22 protein-coding genes and 1 riboswitch are annotated in these 20,229 nt (G+C 67.1%); of the genes, 8 read left to right on the top strand and 14 right to left on the bottom strand.

Translation table 11 applies throughout. The annotated features are described in order from the left end of the window. The first annotated feature begins 19 nt into the window (after nucleotides 1-19). The 3 genes from AC3WP6_RS11505 to ygiD all read left to right on the top strand — a co-directional run bounded on the left by AC3WP6_RS11505 (nucleotide 20) and on the right by ygiD (nucleotide 1,830). A complete protein-coding gene (locus AC3WP6_RS11505; RefSeq protein ID WP_492627839.1) occupies nucleotides 20-469 on the top strand; it encodes a YeeE/YedE family protein in 450 nt (149 codons plus the stop codon). Nucleotide 470: 1 nt separating this feature from the next. Then, nucleotides 471-950 (top strand): DUF6691 family protein, encoded by a 480-nt coding sequence (locus AC3WP6_RS11500; protein ID WP_492627838.1) that lies wholly within the window; start codon nucleotides 471-473, stop codon nucleotides 948-950. Between the two features lie 85 nt (nucleotides 951-1,035). Next, on the top strand, nucleotides 1,036-1,830 hold the full coding sequence (ygiD, locus tag AC3WP6_RS11495) for a 4,5-DOPA-extradiol-dioxygenase (protein ID WP_492627837.1): 795 nt from the start codon (nucleotides 1,036-1,038) through the stop codon (nucleotides 1,828-1,830). Nucleotides 1,831-1,833: 3 nt separating this feature from the next. On the opposite strand, the gene AC3WP6_RS11490 is transcribed toward ygiD, so the two are convergent. From AC3WP6_RS11490 to AC3WP6_RS11425, 14 genes are all read right to left on the bottom strand, one after another. Then, on the bottom strand, nucleotides 1,834-2,472 hold the full coding sequence (locus AC3WP6_RS11490; protein WP_492628695.1) for a trimeric intracellular cation channel family protein: 639 nt from the start codon (nucleotides 2,470-2,472) through the stop codon (nucleotides 1,834-1,836). A gap of 57 nt (nucleotides 2,473-2,529) precedes the next feature. Then, nucleotides 2,530-3,771, bottom strand: a complete 1,242-nt coding sequence (locus AC3WP6_RS11485; protein WP_492627836.1) for a M20 family metallopeptidase — start codon at nucleotides 3,769-3,771, stop codon at nucleotides 2,530-2,532. A 264-nt stretch (nucleotides 3,772-4,035) separates the two neighbouring features. Beyond that, nucleotides 4,036-4,482, bottom strand: a complete 447-nt coding sequence (locus AC3WP6_RS11480) for a hypothetical protein (RefSeq protein WP_492627835.1) — start codon at nucleotides 4,480-4,482, stop codon at nucleotides 4,036-4,038. A 111-nt stretch (nucleotides 4,483-4,593) separates the two neighbouring features. Continuing rightward, nucleotides 4,594-6,831, bottom strand: a complete 2,238-nt coding sequence (gene parC, locus AC3WP6_RS11475; protein WP_492627834.1) for a DNA topoisomerase IV subunit A — start codon at nucleotides 6,829-6,831, stop codon at nucleotides 4,594-4,596. A gap of 84 nt (nucleotides 6,832-6,915) precedes the next feature. Beyond that, on the bottom strand, nucleotides 6,916-7,782 hold the full coding sequence (locus tag AC3WP6_RS11470) for a TraB/GumN family protein (RefSeq protein WP_492627833.1): 867 nt from the start codon (nucleotides 7,780-7,782) through the stop codon (nucleotides 6,916-6,918). A 7-nt stretch (nucleotides 7,783-7,789) separates the two neighbouring features. Then, entirely contained in the window at nucleotides 7,790-8,908 is a 1,119-nt protein-coding gene (gene cfa, locus AC3WP6_RS11465) for a cyclopropane fatty acyl phospholipid synthase (RefSeq protein ID WP_492627832.1), read from the bottom strand. Between the two features lie 8 nt (nucleotides 8,909-8,916). Then, on the bottom strand, nucleotides 8,917-9,255 hold the full coding sequence (locus tag AC3WP6_RS11460; protein WP_492627831.1) for a DUF190 domain-containing protein: 339 nt from the start codon (nucleotides 9,253-9,255) through the stop codon (nucleotides 8,917-8,919). A gap of 16 nt (nucleotides 9,256-9,271) precedes the next feature. Then, complete coding sequence (gene crcB, locus AC3WP6_RS11455) at nucleotides 9,272-9,652, bottom strand: fluoride efflux transporter CrcB (RefSeq protein WP_492628694.1); 381 nt, start codon at nucleotides 9,650-9,652, stop codon at nucleotides 9,272-9,274. A 74-nt stretch (nucleotides 9,653-9,726) separates the two neighbouring features. After that, nucleotides 9,727-9,823: riboswitch (Fluoride riboswitch) on the bottom strand. Between the two features lie 278 nt (nucleotides 9,824-10,101). Continuing rightward, complete coding sequence (locus AC3WP6_RS11450) at nucleotides 10,102-11,220, bottom strand: T6SS phospholipase effector Tle1-like catalytic domain-containing protein (RefSeq protein WP_492627830.1); 1,119 nt, start codon at nucleotides 11,218-11,220, stop codon at nucleotides 10,102-10,104. Between the two features lie 288 nt (nucleotides 11,221-11,508). After that, nucleotides 11,509-12,009 carry a hypothetical protein gene (locus tag AC3WP6_RS11445; RefSeq protein ID WP_492627829.1) on the bottom strand — a complete coding sequence of 167 codons (501 nt, stop codon included), beginning with the start codon at nucleotides 12,007-12,009 and terminating at the stop codon, nucleotides 11,509-11,511. Between the two features lie 34 nt (nucleotides 12,010-12,043). Then, a complete protein-coding gene (gene minE, locus AC3WP6_RS11440) occupies nucleotides 12,044-12,322 on the bottom strand; it encodes a cell division topological specificity factor MinE (RefSeq protein WP_492627828.1) in 279 nt (92 codons plus the stop codon). A 4-nt stretch (nucleotides 12,323-12,326) separates the two neighbouring features. Beyond that, nucleotides 12,327-13,142, bottom strand: a complete 816-nt coding sequence (gene minD, locus AC3WP6_RS11435; protein ID WP_492627827.1) for a septum site-determining protein MinD — start codon at nucleotides 13,140-13,142, stop codon at nucleotides 12,327-12,329. Between the two features lie 53 nt (nucleotides 13,143-13,195). Beyond that, nucleotides 13,196-13,951 carry a septum site-determining protein MinC gene (gene minC / locus AC3WP6_RS11430; RefSeq protein WP_492627826.1) on the bottom strand — a complete coding sequence of 252 codons (756 nt, stop codon included), beginning with the start codon at nucleotides 13,949-13,951 and terminating at the stop codon, nucleotides 13,196-13,198. Next, entirely contained in the window at nucleotides 13,948-14,556 is a 609-nt protein-coding gene (locus tag AC3WP6_RS11425; protein WP_492627825.1) for a GNAT family N-acetyltransferase, read from the bottom strand. The genes minC and AC3WP6_RS11425 overlap by 4 nt, the downstream gene beginning before the upstream one ends. A 182-nt stretch (nucleotides 14,557-14,738) precedes the next feature. Here AC3WP6_RS11425 and AC3WP6_RS11420 point away from each other — a divergent pair, with 182 nt between their 5' ends. From AC3WP6_RS11420 to AC3WP6_RS11400, 5 genes are all read left to right on the top strand, one after another. Next, nucleotides 14,739-15,962: a sensor histidine kinase gene (locus tag AC3WP6_RS11420; protein ID WP_492627824.1), complete on the top strand. Its 1,224-nt coding sequence runs from the start codon at nucleotides 14,739-14,741 to the stop codon at nucleotides 15,960-15,962. Nucleotides 15,963-16,113: 151 nt separating this feature from the next. Continuing rightward, entirely contained in the window at nucleotides 16,114-16,755 is a 642-nt protein-coding gene (locus AC3WP6_RS11415; protein WP_492628693.1) for a response regulator, read from the top strand. Nucleotides 16,756-17,011: 256 nt separating this feature from the next. Then, nucleotides 17,012-18,451, top strand: coding sequence for an SRPBCC family protein (locus AC3WP6_RS11410; RefSeq protein WP_492627823.1), 1,440 nt, complete (start codon nucleotides 17,012-17,014; stop codon nucleotides 18,449-18,451). A gap of 105 nt (nucleotides 18,452-18,556) precedes the next feature. After that, the gene (locus AC3WP6_RS11405; protein WP_492627822.1) at nucleotides 18,557-19,498 is read left to right on the top strand and encodes an ABC transporter ATP-binding protein; all 942 of its coding nucleotides are present in this window, start codon (nucleotides 18,557-18,559) and stop codon (nucleotides 19,496-19,498) included. Further along, nucleotides 19,495-20,229 carry an ABC transporter permease subunit gene (locus AC3WP6_RS11400; protein WP_492627821.1) on the top strand — a complete coding sequence of 245 codons (735 nt, stop codon included), beginning with the start codon at nucleotides 19,495-19,497 and terminating at the stop codon, nucleotides 20,227-20,229. The genes AC3WP6_RS11405 and AC3WP6_RS11400 overlap by 4 nt, the downstream gene beginning before the upstream one ends.

The raw sequence follows: 20,229 nt of genomic DNA, 5'->3' as shown, positions 1-20,229 counted from the left end.
GGGGGCAGGAAAGGCAATCATGAGCATCACCAGTTTCACCCCTTGGGAGGGCCTCGTCGGCGGCTTGCTGATCGGCATTGCCACCGTTGCGTGGCTGTGGTTGTACGGCCGGGTTACCGGCATCAGCGGGATCCTCGGCGGGTTGGTATTGAAGGAGCCCGCGGGCGATCGCAGTTGGCGTGCGTGGTATCTCGCCGGGCTCATCGGCGGCGTGTTCGGCTACGAGTGGCTGACGCGGCACGGCCTGCCGGGCACGCATTTCAGCGTCGACCTGCAGGCATCGTGGCCGGTGCTGCTGGCGGCGGGATTCCTCGTCGGCGTCGGCACCCGGCTTGGGCGCGGCTGTACGTCGGGCCACGGCGTATGCGGCATCGCGCGGCTGTCCAAGCGTTCGTTCGTCGCCACCGGCACCTTCATGCTGGCGGCGTTCGCGACGGTGTTTGTCGTGCGGCACGTGGTGGGAGGTTGACATGAACGGTGCACGGAAATGGCGGAGCCCGATCGCGTTGGCGGCGGGTCTCGTGTTCGGTCTCGGGCTTGGCGTTTCGGGCATGCTCGATCCGGCCAAGGTGCTGAACTTCCTCGACCTTGCCGGCCGTTGGGATCCCACCCTGGCGCTGGTAATGGGCGGCGCGGTGCTGGTCTCGTTGCCCGCGTTCCAGCTCGCCATGCATGGCCGCTACCGGCCGCTGCTGGCTGCCGACTGGGATCTGCCCACGCGCACCGTGATCGACATTCGCCTCGTCGGCGGCGCGACGATCTTCGGCATCGGCTGGGGGCTCGGCGGCTTCTGCCCGGGCCCGGCCATCGCCGCCCTCGCCAGCGGCATGTGGCCCGTCGTCGGCTTCGTCGCGACCATGACCTTCGGGCACTGGCTGGCAGGGCAGTGGCCGGCGGCGCAAGTCCGCGACAGCCACGTGTCCGGCGTGCCGGCACACGCACACGGTTGAGTCCGAGAGATCCCCTGTCGCGGGTCGCGCTGCGCCGTAGACTTCAGGGGCAGCGCACCGGCTGCTGGCCCGAGGAGCTTTCCCGATGACAAACCACGGTGCGTCGGCGATGCCGACGATCTTCTTCGGGCACGGCAATCCGTTGAACGCCCTGCATCCCAACGACTGGACCCGCGGCTGGGCCGAGATGGGCCGGAAGCTGCCGCGGCGACCGCGCGCGGTACTGGCGGTTTCCGCGCACTGGTATCAGCCGGGCACGGCGCTGACCGCGATGGCAAAACCGCCGACGATCCACGATTTCGGCGGCTTTCCGCGCGAGCTGTTCGAGGTGGAATATCCGGCGCCCGGCGATCTGGAGCTGGTGCGCCGCGTGCGCACGCTGCTCGATCCGACCGTGGTGCGCGCGGATCTCGACTGGGGTCTGGATCACGGCACTTGGTCGGTGCTGCGCCACGTGTTTCCAGCGGCCGACGTGCCGGTGGTGCAGCTCTCGATCGACGCGACGCAGCCGCCCGCGTTCCACTACGAGCTTGGCCGCCGCCTGCGGCCGCTGCGCGACGAAGACGTGCTGGTCATCGGCAGCGGCAACGTGGTGCACAACCTGCGTGCCTATGCGTGGAAGAACCCGTCGACCGCGCCCTATGACTGGACGCTGCGCTTCGACGCCAAGGTGCGCGAGCTGATCGCGCAGGGCGATCATGCGGCACTGGTGAACTACGCCGCGCTGGGGCAGGACGCCGCACTCGCGATCCCGACCCCCGACCACTACCTGCCGCTGCTGTACGTGCTGGGTGCCAGCGATGCGGGAGAACCGGCGACGTTCCCGACCGGCGGCATCGACGGCGCCTCGATGTCGATGCTCAGCGTGCAGTTCGGCTGATCGTCAGCGCCCGCGGGTGCCGCGGCGTGCGTCGTCTGCTGGCGCGGTGGGCAGATGCCAGCCATGGCGGATCGCGCCGTAGCGCAGCGCGAAACACGCCAGCCCGCCAACGACCGTACCGGCGACCGGCGAGATGCCGAGCAGATGCGCGCCCACCACCACTGCCGCGCCGGCGAGCGCGGCCAACGCGTACAGGTCGGCGCGCAGCACTACCGGGATCTCGCCCACCAGCACGTCGCGCAGCATGCCACCGCCAATGCCGGTCAGCATGCCGAGCAGCGCCGCCATCAACGGATTGAGCCCGTGCACCAGCGCTTTTTCCGTACCGGCCACGGCGAAGAAGGCCAGGCCGATCGCGTCGAACCACTGCACCGGGTGGTTGAGGCGGGTGACGATCGGATCCCAGAAGAACACGATGAAGCCGGCGAGCACGGAGACGCCGACATACGTCCAGCTGGCGATGGCGGCCGGGGGCGCCACGCCAATCAGCAGGTCGCGGGTGATGCCGCCGGCGTTGCCGGCCGCGAACGCCAGCACCATCACGCCGAAAATATCCAGCCGCTTGCGCACGGCCACCACGGCGCCGCTGATGGCGAACACGAAGGTGCCACCCAGATCGAGCACGGCCAGCAGCAGGCGGATCAGCTCGTCATGCATGCGCGGTGGTCCGTTCCAGCACCCACCCGCAGGCGGGCGCGATCACGCCGCCAGCCATGCGCAGGCCGCCACCAGCATTGCTGCCACCCCGGCTTCCAGCGTCGGGTGCAACACCGGCAAGAAGTGTGGACTGTGGTTGCTCGGAATCTCGTTGATGCGGTTGGCGGCCTTGGCTTTCGCGTAGACCCCAGGATCGGTGCCGCCGACGAACCAGAACACCGATGGCGCGCCCCATTCGGTGCCGAACGAGCCGAAATCCTCGCTGGCCGCAGCCGGCCCAACCGTGTGGACGCTTTCGGCAGGAAAGTGCCCACGGAAGGCCGCAGCCACGCGCTGCGTCGCGGCCTCGTCGTTGCTGACGAGCGGGTAGCGATCCAGCGGCGTGATCTCCGGGGGCTTTGGTGCACCAGAGGCGGCCGCTTCGGCGTTGACGATGCGGGTGATCGCGGCCAGCACACGCGCACGCACGCCGGCGTCGAAGGTGCGCACGTTGAGCTTGATGATGGCCTCGTCCGGGATCACGTTTTCCTTGGTGCCGGCCTGCAGTGCGCCGACGGTAACCACCGCCGCTTCGGTCGGACCGATCTCGCGCGCCACGATGCCCTGCAGGCGCATCACCGTGGCCGCGGCCATCACCACCGGATCGATGCTGGTCTGCGGCATCGAGCCGTGCGCGCCACGCCCGAACAGGCGGATCTGGAAGCTGTCCGCCGCCGAGGTGATGGTGCCGGTGCGTCCGCCGACGGCGCCGGCCGGCCCCACCATCACATGCTGGCCCAGCACCACGTCGGGTTTTGGAAAGCGCTTGAACAACCCGTCGTCGATCATCGCCTGCGCGCCGGCGGCGGTTTCCTCGGCCGGCTGGAACACCGCCATCAGCGTGCCTTTCCACGAGTCGCGCGTTTGCGCCAGCAGCGCGGTGGCGCCAGCCAGCCAGGTGACGTGCAGGTCGTGCCCGCAGGCGTGCATCACCGGCACCGTGTGGCCCTCCGCGTCGGTTGCCGTGACCGTGCTGGCGTAAGGCGCGCCGCTGGCTTCCGCAATCGGCAGTGCATCCATGTCGGCCCGCAGCATCACCGTCGGCCCATCGCCGTTGCGCAGCAGCCCGACCACGCCGGTCTTGCCGATGCCGGTGGTGACCTCGAAGCCCGCTGCGCGCAACCGCGCCGCGACGATACCCGCGGTACGGGTTTCCTGCATCGACAGTTCCGGATGCGCGTGGATGTCGGTGTAGAGCTGCTCCAGATCCGGCAACAGGCCTGGAAGCCGCGCCAACGCTGCCATGGCTGTGTTTTCTGGTGTGGCGTTCATCGCGGATAGGCGCCCGTCAGATCAATCCGGCGATTTGATCCGCAACCGGATTAGCTCGGCGTGATGGGCGCCCGTCGGTTTGAAGCAGTCGCAACTTCATCCGCACGATGGCAGGTTTTGGCCAGGGCACCAGCGGCAAATCCAGCGGATCATCGGCAGTCCGGTTTTGCCGCGGACTGCCAACTCGCCGCATCGCGCTTAGCCAAATCCCCAATCCCGCATCCCCCATCCCGGCTCCTACCACCGCCGCCCGTGGAAGTTGCCTTGTCCCACGCCGATGGAGAAGTTGACTGAGCCCTTGGGGTCGTCGCAGCTGCCGAGGTTTTTGCCGACGCTCATGGTGCCGGTCTGATAGTTGCCGCTCATGTGGCTGCCGCCCATCGCGCCCATGCCGACGCTGCCGTGTACCTGCGGCTTGTCGTAGGTGCTGTCGTCGCAGCGGCGGGCGTCGGCCAATTCGGTATCGCGCGGGCGGCTGATGGCGCCGCTGGTGTCGCCGTAATACACACCGGGCGCGCTGGCTGGTGCCGGCGCGGTAGACGCGCTGGCCGGCAGGCTGGTCGGCGGCAGGTCGGTTTGCGGGGGCAGCTTGGTGTTGAGCGGTGCGGTCGGCGCGGATTGCGCCAAGGCCGCGCCAGCAATCAGGTTGGCGGCGACGATCAGGACGATGCGGGTCAGGTGCATGACAAAGGCTCCGGGGATGCCGGGTAAAACGCGCGGCAGGCCGTGCGCGTGCACAAGCCTGCCGTGCGTAACTGTCATTTGACCGCGACCGGCATGCAGAGGTTCAGGCGCTCAGCCCGTGGTGTCGATCCGCTCCACTCGGCGCAGCCCGCGCGGCAGTACGCCGCCGCGCCCGGCGCGGTTGCCGCCGTATTCCACCAGGTCGGCCCAGCGCAGGGTGAGCTTGCGCGCGCCGGCGTGCAGGGTGACTTCGCCCTTGCCTTCGGCGACCACGGCGATGCCCACCACGCGCTCGCCTTCGGCCAGCTGTTTCTTGGGAATCTCGATCAGCTTGTTGCCCTTGCCGCGATCGAGCTCGGGCAGCTCGGCCACCGAGAACATCAGCAGATGCCCCTCGCTGGTGACCACCACGATGCGGTCGCGTGCGGGGTCACTGCTGGTGCGCGGTGCCAGCACCTTGGCGCCGTCGCCGAGCGTAATGACCTGCTTGCCGGCCTTGTTGCGTCCGGTGAGCGCCTCGAAGCGGGTGACGAAGCCGTAGCCAAGGTCGGTGGCCAACACCAGTCGGGTGTCGTTGTCGCCGGCCGCCAGCGCATCGAACGTGGCGCCGCCCGGCGGCGTGAAGCGGCCGGTCAGCGGCTCGCCATTGCCGCGCGCAGAGGGCAGGGTGTGTGCCGACGTGGAGTAGCCGCGGCCGGTGGAGTCGATCACCGCGATCTGTTGCGTGGTGCGCGCGTTGACCGCGGTGAGCAGGCCGTCACCCTCGCGGTAGCCGAGCGCTTCGGCGTCCACGTCGTGGCCCTTGGCGGCGCGAATCCAACCCATCTTCGACAGCACCACGGTGACGGGTTCGCTCGCCACCAGCGCGCTTTCGTCCAGCGCGTGCGCAGCTTCGCGCGCGACCAGTGGCGAGCGACGCGGATCGCCGTATTTTTCTGCGTCCGCGCGCAGCTCGTCCTTGATCAGCCCCTTGAGCTTGGCCGGGGATTTCAGCAGCACGTTGATCCGCGCGCGCTCTTCCTCCAACTGTTCGCGCTCGGCGTCCAGCTTCATCTCTTCCAGCCGTGCGAGTTGGCGCAGCCGGGTTTCGAGGATGTAGTCGGTCTGCTCTTCGGAGAGCTTGAAGCGCGCCATCAGTACCGGCTTGGGTTCCTCCTCGGTGCGGATGATGCGGATCACCTCGTCGAGGTTGAGGTAGGCGATGCGCAGGCCTTCCAGCAGGTGCAGCCGGCGCTCCACTTTCTCCAGCCGATGGTTCAGCCGGTGGGTGACGGTGTCGGTGCGGAATTTCAACCATTCGATGAGGATCTTCTTGAGATCCTTCACCTGCGGACGGCCATCCAGACCGATCATGTTGAGGTTGACGCGGAAGCTCTTTTCCAGGTCCGTGGTGGCGAACAGGTGCGGCATCAGCTCGTCGGCGTCGACGCGCGAGGAGCGCGGCACCAGCACCAGGCGGATCGGGTTTTCGTGATCGGATTCGTCGCGCAGGTCTTCGATCATCGGCAGCTTTTTCGCACGCATCTGCGCGGCGATCTGCTCGAGGATCTTCGACGGGCTGACCTGGTGCGGCAACGCGGTGATGACAATGTTGCCCTCTTCGCGGGTGTACACGGCGCGCGCGCGCACCGAGCCGACGCCGCTCTCGTACATGGCGAGCAGCTCGTTGCGCGGGGTGATGATCTCGGCCGCGGTGGGGTAATCCGGGCCCTGCACGTGTTCGCACAGCTGCGCCACGGTGGCGTTTGGCTCATCCAGCAGGCGGATGCAGGCGGTGGTGAGTTCGCGCAAGTTGTGCGGCGGGATGTCGGTGGCCATGCCCACGGCGATGCCCATCGAACCATTCAGGAGCACGTGTGGCACGCGCGCCGGCAACCACGATGGCTCTTCCAGTGTGCCGTCGAAGTTGGGCACCCAGTCCACCGTGCCCTGGCCGAGCTCGCCCAGTAGCGCTTCCGCGATCGGGCTCAGCTTGGACTCGGTGTAGCGCATCGCGGCGAAGCTTTTGGGGTCGTCCGGCGAGCCGAAGTTGCCCTGGCCGTTCACCAGCGGGTAGCGGTAGGAGAACGGCTGCGCCATCAACACCATCGCTTCGTAACATGAGGTGTCGCCGTGCGGGTGGAACTTGCCGATCACGTCGCCGATGGTGCGCGCGGATTTTTTCGGCTTGGCGCTGGCGGCGAGGCCGAGCTCGCTCATCGCGTAGATGATGCGTCGCTGCACCGGCTTCAGGCCGTCGCCGACGAACGGCAGGGCGCGGTCGAGCACCACGTACATCGAGTAGTCGAGATAGGCCCGCTCCACGTATTCCTTGAGCGGGATTTGTTCGCAATTGGCCTGCAGATTCATGCTTGGTGTCGCGCCGCGTTGCCCGTAACCGGCCGATGATGCCAGCTTGCGCCGGGGCGCAACAGCTTGACGCGGCGGGCGCGGCTACTCGCGCTGGGCGCGGATACCGCGCTTTTCGAGCTGCGCCTGCACGCTGTCCGGGCCGGCAAGATGCGCCGCGCCGACCGCCACGAACACGGTGCCGGGCGTATCCAGCAGATGCGCGATGCGCGCGGCCCAGGTGGCGTTGCGGGTGACCAGCAGACGCTGGTAAAGCGCGGGCTGGCCTTCGCGCAGCTCGGTGTTTTCCAGCTGCGCAATGGTGTCGGTGTCGCCGGCAAGCCAGGCTGCCAACAGCTTGCGCACGTCCATGCCGGCATGGTCGCGGTCGCGCAGCGTGGCGCGCAGAAACGCCAGCTGCTGCGCGGTGGGCATGTCTGCGAGGTAGCGGATCTGCTCCTCCGCCGTTTCCAGCCCACGCACCGGTTTGCCGGCAGCCTGCATCTGCGCGCGCAGTTGCCGATCCACGCCCAGGGCCGGGTCGAAGCCGGCCTTGAGCAGCGGGGTGACGGTGAGCGTCAACGCCGCCAGCCACGGGCGCATCAGGTTCACCGCCGGCATGCCGCCGGGCACCTGCGCGAGGCGCACCGCATGTTCGAGCCGCCCGCGGTCGAACGGCGGCAGCGTGCTGGACAGGGACTGGGTGGTGTCCAGCCCGTAGCGCAGCACCAGCGCCGCCATGTTCGCCGCGTTGTCGTCGGTGATCTCCACGTACAACGCATCGCTTTTGGCCAGCGCTGCGTCCAGTGCGGGGAACCGCCATGCGGTGCCTGCCGGCAGCACGTGGATGGTGCCGAACAGGTACACGGTGGTGGCGCCCTGCCGCACTACCCACAACGCCGGGTGCGCGAGCGCGACCAGCGGGCCGCACAGCAACAGTGCGAGGAGCAGGCGGGCCAGGCGGTGCCGCATGCGGGGTTCAGCGCGGTACGCGGTAGCCGCCCGGCACCCCATGCGGGCTCAGCACGAGTTGCCAGAGCTGGTCGCGGCGTGAACGGAACACCGCGGCCGAAGCGGCGAGGTAGTAGTGCCACATGCGCCGGAACCGCTCGTCGTAATGAACGGAAAGCTGCGGCCATGCAGTGTCGAAGTTGGTTTGCCACGCGGTCAGCGTGCGATCGTAGTCGGCGCCGAAATTGTGCCAATCCTCCACCACGAACAGGTCCTCAAGCGCGGCCGTGACCTGGCTCGCGGCCGGGATCATCGAGTTGGGGAAAATGTACTTTTCGATCCACGGGTCGGTCTGCGCCGGCGCGCTGTTCGATCCGATGCAGTGCAGCAGCGAAAGCCCTTCGGGTTTCAGGCAGCGACGCACGGTTTCAAAGTAGTTGCGGTAGTTCTTGCCGCCGACGTGCTCGAACATGCCGATCGAATACACCGCATCGAAGGTCTCCGGCACTTCGCGGTAATCCTGCAGGCGGATCTCGATCGGCAGACCCTTGCACAGCCCGCGCGCGTACGCGGCCTGTGCGTGCGACACCGTCACCCCGACGCCGCCCACGCCGTAATGCTCGGCAGCGTATTTCAGCGCCACGCCCCAGCCGCAGCCGATGTCCAGCACGCGCTGGCCGGGAGCGAGCCGCAGCTTGCGAAAGATGAGATCGAGCTTGGCCGCCTGGGCGTCGTCGAGCGTGTTGGCCTGCGCCCAATACCCGCACGAATACATCATGTACTTGCCCAGCATTGCCGCGAACAGTTCGTTGCCCAGGTCGTAATGCGCCTTGCCGATGACGAAGGCGCGTTTGCCGCGCTGGCGGTTCAAGTAGCGCGCACGCAGATGCGCCACCAGCATGTTCAGCGTGTGCAGGTGCTCGTCCAGGTGCGCGCCGAGCAGGCGAGTCAGGAAGCCGGGCAGGTCGGCGGCGTCCCACCAGCCATCCATGTAACCCTCGCCGAGCCCGAGCGGGCCATGGGCAAACACCCGCGCGTACAGCCGCGAGTTGTGCACCTGGATGTCGCTGGGCGCGGCGCCGTCGATGCGGATGCCAGCATGCTTCAGCAGGGCTTCGGCACGTTGTTTCATGGAGATGGCAGCCATCGTTCGGTTCACTCCTTGCTGAGGATGCCGATATGCGCCGGGGTGCGCGCATACACCAGCTCCACGCCGGCTTCGCGCACCAGTTGCAACAGCGTGTCGGCTTCGCCGTCGCGCAGCAGAAACTCCACCTTCACCGGCAAGTCGTCGGCGAGCTCGAAAAACGCCTCATGGTGCAGCACGCCGTGACGGCCGTAGCCGGCGATGGCGCGAAACACCGAGCCACCGCCGAGCTTGTGGCTCTTCGCCAATTCCAGCAGCCATTGCGAAACCAACAGACCCCCTTGGCGCGCGCTCTGGTGCATGAAAAAGCGCAGGTAGGCGCCGTCCAGCGTGACTTCGGTGGTCATGGTGCGATCCTCCGTATCAGGCGCGCAGCAGACTGCGGGTAAGAGCCAGGCCCACGAGCGTCATGCTCAGCGTGCCCACCAGATGTACGGCCACGTGGGTGCCGAACCAGAGGTATTGCTGGCGCAGCAGGAGCGTGTCCGCCTCTGCCGAGAATGTCGAAAACGTCGTGAGGCCGCCGAGAAAACCGGTGATCGCAAAAAGTTGCAACTCGCGCGGCAGTGCCTGGAAGTGCGCAAACACCCCCATCATGCAGCCCATGATGAAGCCGCCCAGAAGGTTGGCGGCCAGCGTGCCCAGCGGCAGCGTGGGAAACAGCGGGTTGAACAAAGTGCCCAGGATCCAGCGCAACCAGCACCCGATCGCGCCGCCCAACCCGACGGCAAGAAAACCAGCCATGTTCACGTGTGTATCTCTCCTGTGTGCGAAGTGGCGGGTTCGCGACGACAGGCGCGCCTGCCCCGCCGGAACCCGGTGGCGCAGGCATCATCAGCGCAGGCGGTGACCCGAGGTCAAGCCGTGGCGGTTCGTTCCCGAGGGAACCGGAGGCATGCCATCTCCGTGGAGGGCCGAGCTTAGAACGGTTGGCGGTCGGACACACGTGGGATGTGGCTGTCCGCAGCGAGTGGGGCTACCGTTTCGGGATGGCCCTGGATGATCCTTGCAACACCGAATTGGCGCCGGCACGACTGGCGATGGATCGACCATCGCTGCGCAGATCGAACGTCCGCCCCAGCTGGTGACGCAAGGTATCGGTGTGGCCCTGGATGGGCAATCGCTTGCGCGGCGCCGTGGCTCCAGCTCGCTCGACAAGTTGGTGGCCTGGGGCGGAATCGTAAGGTGGCAAGTCACGCGGTTGTCGGCGGCCATCGGATACCGGCAGGTGGCGCCACCAGGTCGTCGCCAATGGCATTGGCCAACGTCCCCGACGCATACCCCGCCAACGCCCGCACATGCGCCCATACCGACTGGTCGACGGTTTCGTTGACGCCGGTGCCGAAGGTGCGGTTGAAGGGGCGGTGGAAAAGTTGGTAAAGGCCGCCCAGGAATTCGGCATAGGAGTTGCGCGGGATGGCGGCAACGGCGTCTGCGGGAACCAGCGGAGCGGTGCTGGCGAGGCCAGCGGCTTGGGCTTTGGCTTGCAGCCATGCCAGCGGCAGATCGGGCAGGAGGTCGGGAGTGTGGCCGGCGCCGTCGTGGGCGTAGCCGCCGCCGATGTCGCTGTGGGAGCCGACGAACCAGCGCTGTTCGACGTCGATCTGTTCGGGTTTCCTGGCGGTGCGGGATTCGCCCGGCGCCATGGTCGCGGGGTAGCGCATCCACTTGGTCGGTTTGAAATTGGCGCGATGTTCGTCCAGCGCCAACGCCTGATAGGCGTATTGCACGATGCGGGAGAGGTCGGTGTCATGGAACTGGTAGCGCTTGCGCGAAAACGGTACCCACGCGGCGGTGTCGGGGATGCCGAGATCGCCGACCGTGTCCCAGACACCGATGAAGCGGATGCGGGTTTCGACCGATCGTGCCGCGCGCCAGGCCCGCGCGGCATCGTCGCCGGGCTTGACCTGGGTGTCGCGGTAGAACGCGTAGGCCGCGTCGACGCCCGCCGCATCCGCGCTGCGCAGCAGGCCGCATTTGCGAATCATGCCGCCCAGACTGCGCGCGGTGAACGCGCCGCGGCTGAAGCCGATGAGGTAGAGGGCATCGCCGGGGGCGAACGTTTCGCTCAGCCAGCGGTAGCCGTCCTTGATGTTGGCGGACAGGCCATAGCCGAACGCGCCGCCGATGAGGTGGCCGATCAGGTGGCCGATGCCGTGTCCGGTGCCGACCCCGGGCAGGTAATTGACCACTTGCGGGTTGCCGGCGGCGTCGCGCGGCGCGATCAACCGGCAGAAGCGCTCGACGTTGGTGCCGGATTCCGGCCGACTCCAGGTGCCGTCAAACAGCGCGACGAGGTTGCGCGTGGCCATGGACCGCCTCCCGGTGGTCGGGCGAAAGCCCGAGCCGCATGGCGGAAGCGTAGCGGGTTTTGCCGGCACGGCGGATTGAACCCGATCTGCATTCGGTCCATGAAGGCGTCGCCTGCGTGCACCACGCTTTTGATCTGCCGTATCCCCCATCCGGTATCCACCATCCCGGCTCGCCGGAATGAATTCCGGCCTACGGGCGGGTCAGGCGGGCAGCAGCAAACTCGCGCGGTCAGTCCTTCCCGAATGCCGCATGCCGAATGCCGAATCCCGAATCCCGGCATTCCAGCATCACGGCACCCGCGGTGCGCCTTCGACGGTGAGCAGGCGGTGTTCGATCAGCCAATTGCGGGCGTTTTCGGCATCGTGCTCGAACCAGGCGCGCGCGCTGCCGAGGCGAAAGCTGTAGCCCCAGCGATCCATGTCGGCGAAGGCGCGCGCGCGGCCAAAACCGGGCAGCTCGTCGGCGAGCACGATCTGCAGGTAGCAGGTGGCGTCTTCCTCGGCGAGGGAGTCGGTGGCGTCGGTGTGCACCTTGGCGCGCACTTCGGGCGGCAGCACGATGAGGTGGCAGGATTCGTGCAACAGCGAATGCAGCGGCGTGGCAGCGCGCGCGTAGACGTTGCTGGCGATGATGCCAGCCTCGTCGTCGCCCCAGTAGCTGCCGGGGATCGGCGCGTCGGCGGGTACTTCATGCAGCGTGAGGTGGTAGCGCGCAAGCAGGGCGCGCGGCGCATCGAAGCCGATGTCGGCAAGGCGCAACACGGCGGCGTCGGCGGTGGAGTCGGTCATGGGGCAGGCCGCGCCGTAGCGGCACGGCGGCAGATCAGGTGGCGGCGGGTGTCGGCGCGGTTTTGCCTTCGGGCAGGGCGACCGAAAGCTCAAGCACCTCGTGGCCGCTGTCGCGTTCGAGGTTGATGTTGATTGCCTCGATGTCGACGTGCACGTATTTCTTGATGACTTCGAGCAGTTCGTTGCGCATCAGCGGCAGGTAGTCGGGGGCGCCGCGGTTGGAACGCTCCTGCGCGACGATGATGCGCAGGCGCTCGCGCGCCACGCCGGCGGTGTTTTCGGGTTTGCGCCGCAGAAAGTCCAGGATACCCATGGCCTCAGCCTCCGAATACGCGCTGCAGAAAGCCCTTTTTCGGTACTTCGAGGAAACGCATCGCGCGCTCCTCGCCGAGAATGCGGGCCACGGTGTCGCTATAGGCCTGGCCGGCGTTCGAGGCTTCGTCGAGAATCACCGGCACGCCGGCGTTGGAAGCCGCCAGCACGCGCTCGGACTCGGGAATGACCCCCACCACGCTGATGCCGAGGATTTCCTCCACGTCCTTGATGCTCAGCATGTCGCCGTTGGCGACCCGCGCCGGGCTGTAGCGGGTGAGCAGCAGATGCTGCTTGACGGTGGGGTCGCCGTGCTCGGCGTGGCGGGTCTTGCTGGCCAGCAGGCCGAGGATGCGGTCGGAGTCGCGCACCGAGGACACTTCGGGGTTGACCACCACCACCGCCTGGTCGGCGAAGTACATCGCCAGGTGGGCGCCTTTTTCGATGCCGGCCGGCGAGTCGCAGACGACGTAGTCGAACCCATCCTCGGAGAGGCCATCGAGCACCTTCTGCACGCCCTCTTGCGTCAGGGCGTCCTTGTCGCGGGTCTGGCTGGCGGCCAGTACGTAGAGGTTTTCGTGGCGCTTGTCGCGGATCAACGCCTGTCTGAGCGTGGCTTCGCCGTGGATCACGTTGACGAAGTCGTACACCACGCGGCGCTCGCAACCCATGATGAGATCAAGGTTGCGCAGGCCGACATCGAAGTCGATCACCGCAACCTTCTTGCCCGCGCGCGCGAGGCCGGTGGCGAGCGAGGCGCTGGTCGTGGTCTTGCCGACGCCGCCCTTGCCCGAGGTGACAACAATGATTTCAGCAGTCAAGGATCCATCTCCCGGGGTGTTCTTGTCGTTGTGTTTGCTGCACCTGCGGCCACTTACAGTTTGGCCAGCAGAAGTTTCTCGCCGTCGAGCCAGCATCGCACGGATTGGCCTTCGAGGTCTTTCTGCATCTGCTCGAACACGCGGTAATGGCCGGCAATGGCGACCAGTTCGGCGTGGAAATCGTGCACGTGGATCCGTGCGCTGGTGTTGCCCTGGGCGCCGGCCATGGCCCGGCCGCGCAGGCTGCCGTAGATGTGCACGTCGCCATCGGCAATCACCTCGGCGCCATTGGCGACGGTGCCGGTGATGACCAAGTCACCGCCTTGCGCGTACACCTGCTGGCCCGAGCGCACGGTGCCGTCGTGGTGCAGCGTACTGGCCAGAGACGCGGCTGGCTCGGTGGGCTCGCGCGGTGGCAGTTCCGGCGCGGTCGCATGCCGTGGCGTGGATTGGGGTGCCGCGGTTGCCGGCTCGTAGGCGGCGCGGAACTTGGCAATCAGTGGCAGCCCCATGCGACGTGCGAGCGCCTCGGTCTCGCTGGTGCCGTAGGCGAGGCCGACCGGCAGCATGCCGGCACTGCGTACCGCTTCGAGCAGCGCGTCCACGGCGCCGTCATCCGGCAGTGCCGACAGGTGGCTCAGGTCAAGCACCACGGCGGTGCGGGTGAACAGCTGCGGCGCACTGTGCACGCGGTGTTCCAGCTCGGCGCACAGTGCCGCGGCGTCGGCGCGAAACACCCGTACGCAGGCCAGCCCCACTTGCCCAAAGCGCAGGTCACAGGCATCGGCGGTATCCGTGGTGGTGCTCATGCGCGAGGGGTTCCGGTAGGCAGCGACGCGGGGGAAGTATGGGAGCGTTCGGCCAGCCACGGCACCTTGGGCAGGCCGTCGTGGGCCAGCCAACGATCGCGCACATAGGCGAAGCTCGGCAACTCCTTGGCGAGCAGGCTCACCAGCGGACCATCGTCGCCCATGCGTTGCTGGCCCACTTCCTGAAAGCCGTAGGTGCCGTGGAACAGGATGACGACGTCGTTGCGCGGCTCGAGAAACACCTCGCAGGCCAACAGCGGCACGCGCACCTCGGCAAAGCTGGTGACGTCGCAATAAAACACCCGGCCCAGCCCGTGGCGACGGTAGGCATTGGCGATGACGATGCGGTCGATGTAGACGAAGGCGTCGTAGCGCTTGCCGAACCAGCGGTAGTTGGGACTGGTGTAGCCGCCGCCCTCGCGCAACGCGATCAGGAAGCCGGCGAGCCGGCCGTCGATCTCGGCGACGCGGAAGTAGTCCGCATGGTCGAAGAAATAGCGCAGGCGCACGGCGTCGAGCGCAAGGATGGATTTACCGGCGGCGTTGTTGAGCGCGAGCACCGCGTCCAGATCGTGTTCGCCGACGTCGCGGATGGCGAGGGCCATGCGTTGCTCCGCAAGGGTGGGACAGTGCCGATCGCGCTGGCGCGCTTCGGCAACGGCGCATTATGCCATGTGCACCCGGGCGGCACACCGACCCACGCCGGATTCGCGCCATCGCCCGTCGCGTTCGGCACGGGTGACTTTTTGCGCATATCGCGCCGCGAACGAGCGCTTATCATGCCGGCATGTCGTGGATGAACTTCAACCACATTCGGCTGTTGCGCTACACCGGGCTGTTCACCTGCGTGTGTGTGTCGCTGCCGCTCTTGCAGCTCCTGCCGAACAACTGGGGCGTGCGCGTGGGCGTGCGCTCGCCCGAAGTGAGCATTCTTTCCGACGTGGTATTTGCCATCACCTATCTCGCGCTGACCAGCCGCGCCGGCATGACCGCGCAAGGGTGGCGCGCGATGAGCGTGCGGCTGGCCGGCCTGCTGGTGCTGACCGGCTCGGCGCTGGTCATGGGTTGGGCCAGCCGCAGCGGGTTGTCGGCGATGCTGATGGTGGTGATCTCGGTGGTGCTGCCGTGGCAGTTGCCGACGCTGGTGGGCGTGGTGTGGATGCTCGGCCAGAACTTCCTGCTGATGCCGCTGATCGCCAGCTACATGGGCTGGTCGCTCGGCACCGCGTTTTTGCAGGTGTGCATGTACCTCGGCATCTGCGCGATGGCGTTCATCGCCTCGCTGGTCGCCAGCCGCCAGGCCGAGGAGCGCGAGGTGCAGCGCCGGCTCAACGCCGAACTGCGGGCCACGCGCGCGCTGCTCGCCGAATCCACCCGGATCGCCGAGCGCATGCGCATCGCGCGCGAGCTGCACGACCTCATCGGCCACCACCTGACCGCGCTCAGCCTGAATCTCGAGGTGGCCAGCCACGTGTGCAACGAGGAAGCCAACGTGCATGTGCGCAAGGCGCAGGCCACCGCCAAGCATTTGCTGGCCGACGTGCGCGAAGCGGTGAGCGAGCTGCGGCAGGACGACGCCATCGATCTCACGCAGGCCTTGCGCAGCCTGGTCGAAGGTGTGCCCGGGCTGCAGGTGCACGTGGTGATGCCGCCGCGTTTCAGCGTGGAAGACCCGCGCCGCGCGCAGGTCTTGCTGCGCTGCGCGCAGGAGATCATCACCAACACCGCGCGCCACGCCGGTGCGCGCAACCTGTGGCTCACTTTCGCGTTTGCCGGGCCAAATCTGGTGGGCCTGCACGCGCGCGACGATGGCCGCGGCGCGGAGCAGGCGGAGGCCGGCAACGGGCTTTCCGGCATGCGCGAGCGGTTGGCCGAGTTTGGCGGCAGCATGGCGCTGGAAACCGCGCCGGGCGAAGGCTTTGCGCTCACCGTGCGCCTGCCCTTGGGCGAGGAGCTGGCGCTGGCGCACGCGCCGTTGCGGGTGGAGCCGCCGGCATTGGGCGTGCCGTGACCGCGGGCCACCCATGGCACCGATGCCGCGTGCAAGAATGCGCGGGTTCGACGGCCGTGCGCGGCGCGAACGTGCATGGCTCGCCCGGCCGATGCACTGCATCCGGCCTGCCGCAGCGCGACCGCGACGACCACCGCAGCGAGGACCCGTGATGATTTCCGTCTGTCTCGTCGATGACCAAAATCTGGTGCGCCAGGGTATCCGCTCGCTGCTCGATCTGGCGCCGGACATCCGCGTGGTCGCCGAGTGCGCCGATGGCGCGCAGGCAGTGCTGGATATTCCGCGCATCAAGCCCGACGTGGTGCTGCTCGACCTGCGCATGCCCAACATGAGCGGGCTCGAAGTGCTGCAGACCCTGTCGGCGCGCAACGAGCTGCGGCCCACCATCATCCTCACCACGTTCGACGACGACCAGCTCGTGCTGCAGGGGCTCAAGGCTGGCGCGCGCGGGTATCTCCTGAAGGACGTCTCGCTCGAACAGCTGGTGGAAGCGGTGCACGTGGTGGCCGGCGGCGGCTCGCTGGTGGCGCCGATGGTCACCCAGCGCCTGATGGCGGGGGTCGGCCGCATGCAGAACCAGTTCACCAGCCTGCAGCAGCCGGACCCCTTGACCGAGCGCGAGACCGAGATCCTGCGCCTGCTTTCCGGCGGCTACTCCAACAAGGAGATCGCCAATTCGCTCAAGGTGGCCGAGGGCACGGTGAAAAACCACGTGTCCAACATTCTCTCCAAACTCGGCGTGCGCGACCGCACGCGCGCCGTGCTCAAGGCGCTGGAACTGGGCATCGTGTGAGCCGCGGGCTGCGCGAACCATGCGCCGGCGCATGCTTTGGCGCCGGTCGCAAAGCACGCCGTCACGCGGGTTTGTGGCCGTCCAAATATCGCCTATGGGCGTGATGGCGTTCCGGCCCTTGAGCGGTTACCATCCGTTCCTTCGGCGTATGCCGACCCCCGGTGCACTTCACCGCCATCGAGCCGCGGCACGACTCGCGCGCTGGCTGGGGCACCCCTGAGAGTACCGCGTACAGACGCTCGGAGACCTTGGAATCATGCGTGTTCGTGTTCTTGAATTTCTCGTGGCGCTGGCGATCGTCGTCGGCATCGGCATCCTCGCCGCGATCATCATGCCGGGCAGTGGACACATCGAGCGCTCGCAGGTCATCAGCAAGGACATGCGTCAGGTTTACGACGTGCTGGACAATTTCCAGCGCCTGCCGGAGTACTCGGTGCTCGGCACCTACGACCGCGACATCAAATACGCGTATGCGGGCAAGGCCTACGGCCCCGGCGCGGAGATCAACTGGACCAGCGCCGACCCGCGCGTGGGCAATGGTTCGTTGACGATCGACAGCGCCACGCCGAACTTCGACAAGATCGACGGCACGGTGAAGAGCGCCAAGATCGTCTGGGATCTCACCAACAGCTGGAAGGGCTACGACAAGACCTTCACCCTGGACCTCGAGCGTCAGGGCAACCGCAACCAGTTCACCAACGTCACCTGGTCGTATGACGTGACGTACGGCTGGAACCTCTACAACCGCTTCGCCAACCTGTATATCCACGGCGATCCGGATTCCTTCATCGAGTTCGGCCTGAACACGATGCAGAACATCCTGGCCTCGGTGCCGAATGTCGATTACAGCCAGCTCATTCCGTATATCCGCCGGACCGAGCAGACCCCGGTGCTGCTGGTGCCGGCGTCGATCCAGCGCAAGGACGGCATCGAAGGCCTGGCTGCCACCGTCGGCAAGGCGGTCGCCCAGATCGAAGCCACGGCGAAGAAGCTCGGCGTCAACGTGACCGGCCCGCGCATCGTCTTCACCACCAACTACGGCGAAGAGACCTACACCTTCGACGTGGCGATGCCGATCGACTCCAGCACGCTCAACGTCAACGGCCAGACCCAGCAGCTCACGGCACCGATTCCGCCGGCAATCAATGCCGACTCCTCGGAGGATGACAATTCGGCGAAGCAGGCCGCGGCCGATGCCGCGCTCAAGGTCGGCGACCACGACAAGTTCGGCCGCCTGATCGTCGATGGCCCGGTGCGCGCCACGCTGGCGTTCGGTGGTGCCGCGCTCGAGGCCCCGTGGAACGGCACTGCCGCCGGCGTGCCGCAGACCCGGGACATGCTCAAGGCCTACTCGCTGACCCATGGCTACAAGTTTGACGAAGTGGTGAACCGCCCGTACGACATCGAGGTCAAGCCCGAGGTCAAGGACGCGCAGGGCAACATCACCAGCTACGCCGAGTTCGACGTCTACCTGCCGCTCAGCCATGCACCGGAGCAGACCCCGGAGCAGAACGCCGGCATCAAGCAGCCGGTGCTGGAAGCGCCGGAGCCCAGCGCCGATGCAGCACCGGCCCCGGCGTCCACCACCGCGGCACCGGAAGCCGCCAAACCCGAAGTGGCGAAGAAGCCGGCCGCAAAGGCCGAACGCAAGGCTGTGCACAAACCGGCCCGCAAGACCGAGCACAAGCGCCGCTGAGCGTTTCCGCCATCGACTTCGATCCAGCCACGGCCCTTCTTCGGAAGGGCCGTTTCGTTTGCGTCTTTGCGTTACATTGCGGGCAGTGTTTTCACCAGCGTCTCCATGATCGAAACCGACCAGCTAACCCGCCGTTACGGCCAGCTCACCGCCGTGGATGGCTTGAGCATTCGCGCCGAACCGGGGCAGGTGCTGGGCCTGCTGGGCCCGAACGGCGCCGGCAAGTCGACCGCGATGCGCATGATTGCCGGTTTCCTCGCACCCACCAGCGGCACCGCGCGGGTGTGCGGGCATGACGTGCAGCGCGAGCCGCTGGCGGCACGGCGCGCGCTCGGCTACCTGCCCGAAGGGGCGCCGAGCTACGGCGAGATGACGGTGCGCGAGTTTCTGCGCTTCATCATCGGCGTGCGCAGGCTCGACGCCGAGCGCGGGCGGCATCGATTCGACGAAGTGGTCGGCTGGCTGCAACTCGAAAGCGTGCTCGAAGCCAGCATCGACACCTTGTCCAAGGGCTTGCGCCGGCGCGTGGGGCTGGCGCAGGCGATCCTGCATGACCCGCCGGTGCTGATGCTCGACGAACCGACCGACGGCCTGGACCCCAACCAGAAACACGCGGTGCGCAAGCTGATCGACGCCATGGCGCGCCAGCGCACCATCCTGGTGTCCACCCACCTGCTGGAAGAGGTGCACGCGCTGTGCAACCGGGTGGTCATCATCGCTCACGGCAAACTGCTTGCCGACGCGACGCCGGCCGAACTCGAAGCGCGCTCGCGTTACCACGGTGCAGTGTCGTTCAGCGCTCCCGGCAGCGCCCTGGCGCAGGAGATGCTCGGACGTCTGCCGAACGTCGCCGCGATCGAAGTGGATGCGCTCGATGGCCGCGTCACGGTGTTTCCCCGACCAGGCACGCGCATTCTCGAAGACGTGGAGCAGCTGTTGCGCGAGCAGGGGCTGGAGGTGTCCGAGATCCAGCTCGAGCGCGGGCGTCTGGACGAGGTTTTCCGGCGCATCACGACCACGGGTGAAGCCGCGGAGGCGGGCGCATGAGCGCGGTGCTTGCCGTGCTGCGGCGCGAGTTGCGCAGCTTTTTCGTGACCCCGCTGGCCTACGTGTTTTTGGTCATCTTTCTCGTGCTGGCCGGCATCCTCACGTTCTACACCGGGGATTTCTACGAGCGCGGGCAGGCCGATCTGCAACCGTTTTTCGTGATCCACCCGTGGCTGTACCTGATCCTGGTGCCGGCGGTGACGATGCGCATGTGGGCGGAGGAAGCCAAGAGCGGCACGCTGGAATTGCTGCTCACCCTGCCGGTGACCCTGTGGCAGGCCATGCTCGGCAAGTTTTTTGCCGCGTGGCTGTTCATCGGGCTGGCGCTGGCGCTCACGTTTCCGTTGTGGCTTACCGTCAATTATCTCGGCTCACCCGACAACGGCGTGATCGTTGCCGGCTACATCGGCAGCTGGCTGATGGCCGGCAGCTTCGTCGCGATCGGCGCGTGCCTTTCCGCGCTCACCCGCAGCCAGGTCGTGGCGTTCGTGCTGACCGCCACCGTGTGCGTGCTGCTGATCCTGGTCGGTCAGCCGCAGGTGGTGGATTTCTTCTCCGGCGCATTGCCGCGACGGCTGGTGAACGCGCTGGCTTACCTCAGCATGCTGCGCCACTTCGAGGCGATCGCGCGCGGTGTGCTCGACCTGCGCGACCTCGCGTATTTCCTGCTCAGCGCGGCAGGCTGGCTGACCACCGGCGTACTGCTGCTTGAACTCAAGCGGGTGCGCTGA

The organism is Rhodanobacter sp. FW106-HT46G03, assembly GCF_058789895.1.
The sequence above is the reverse complement of the archived record's forward strand: the minus strand, read 5'-3'. Positions and strand labels throughout refer to the sequence as shown.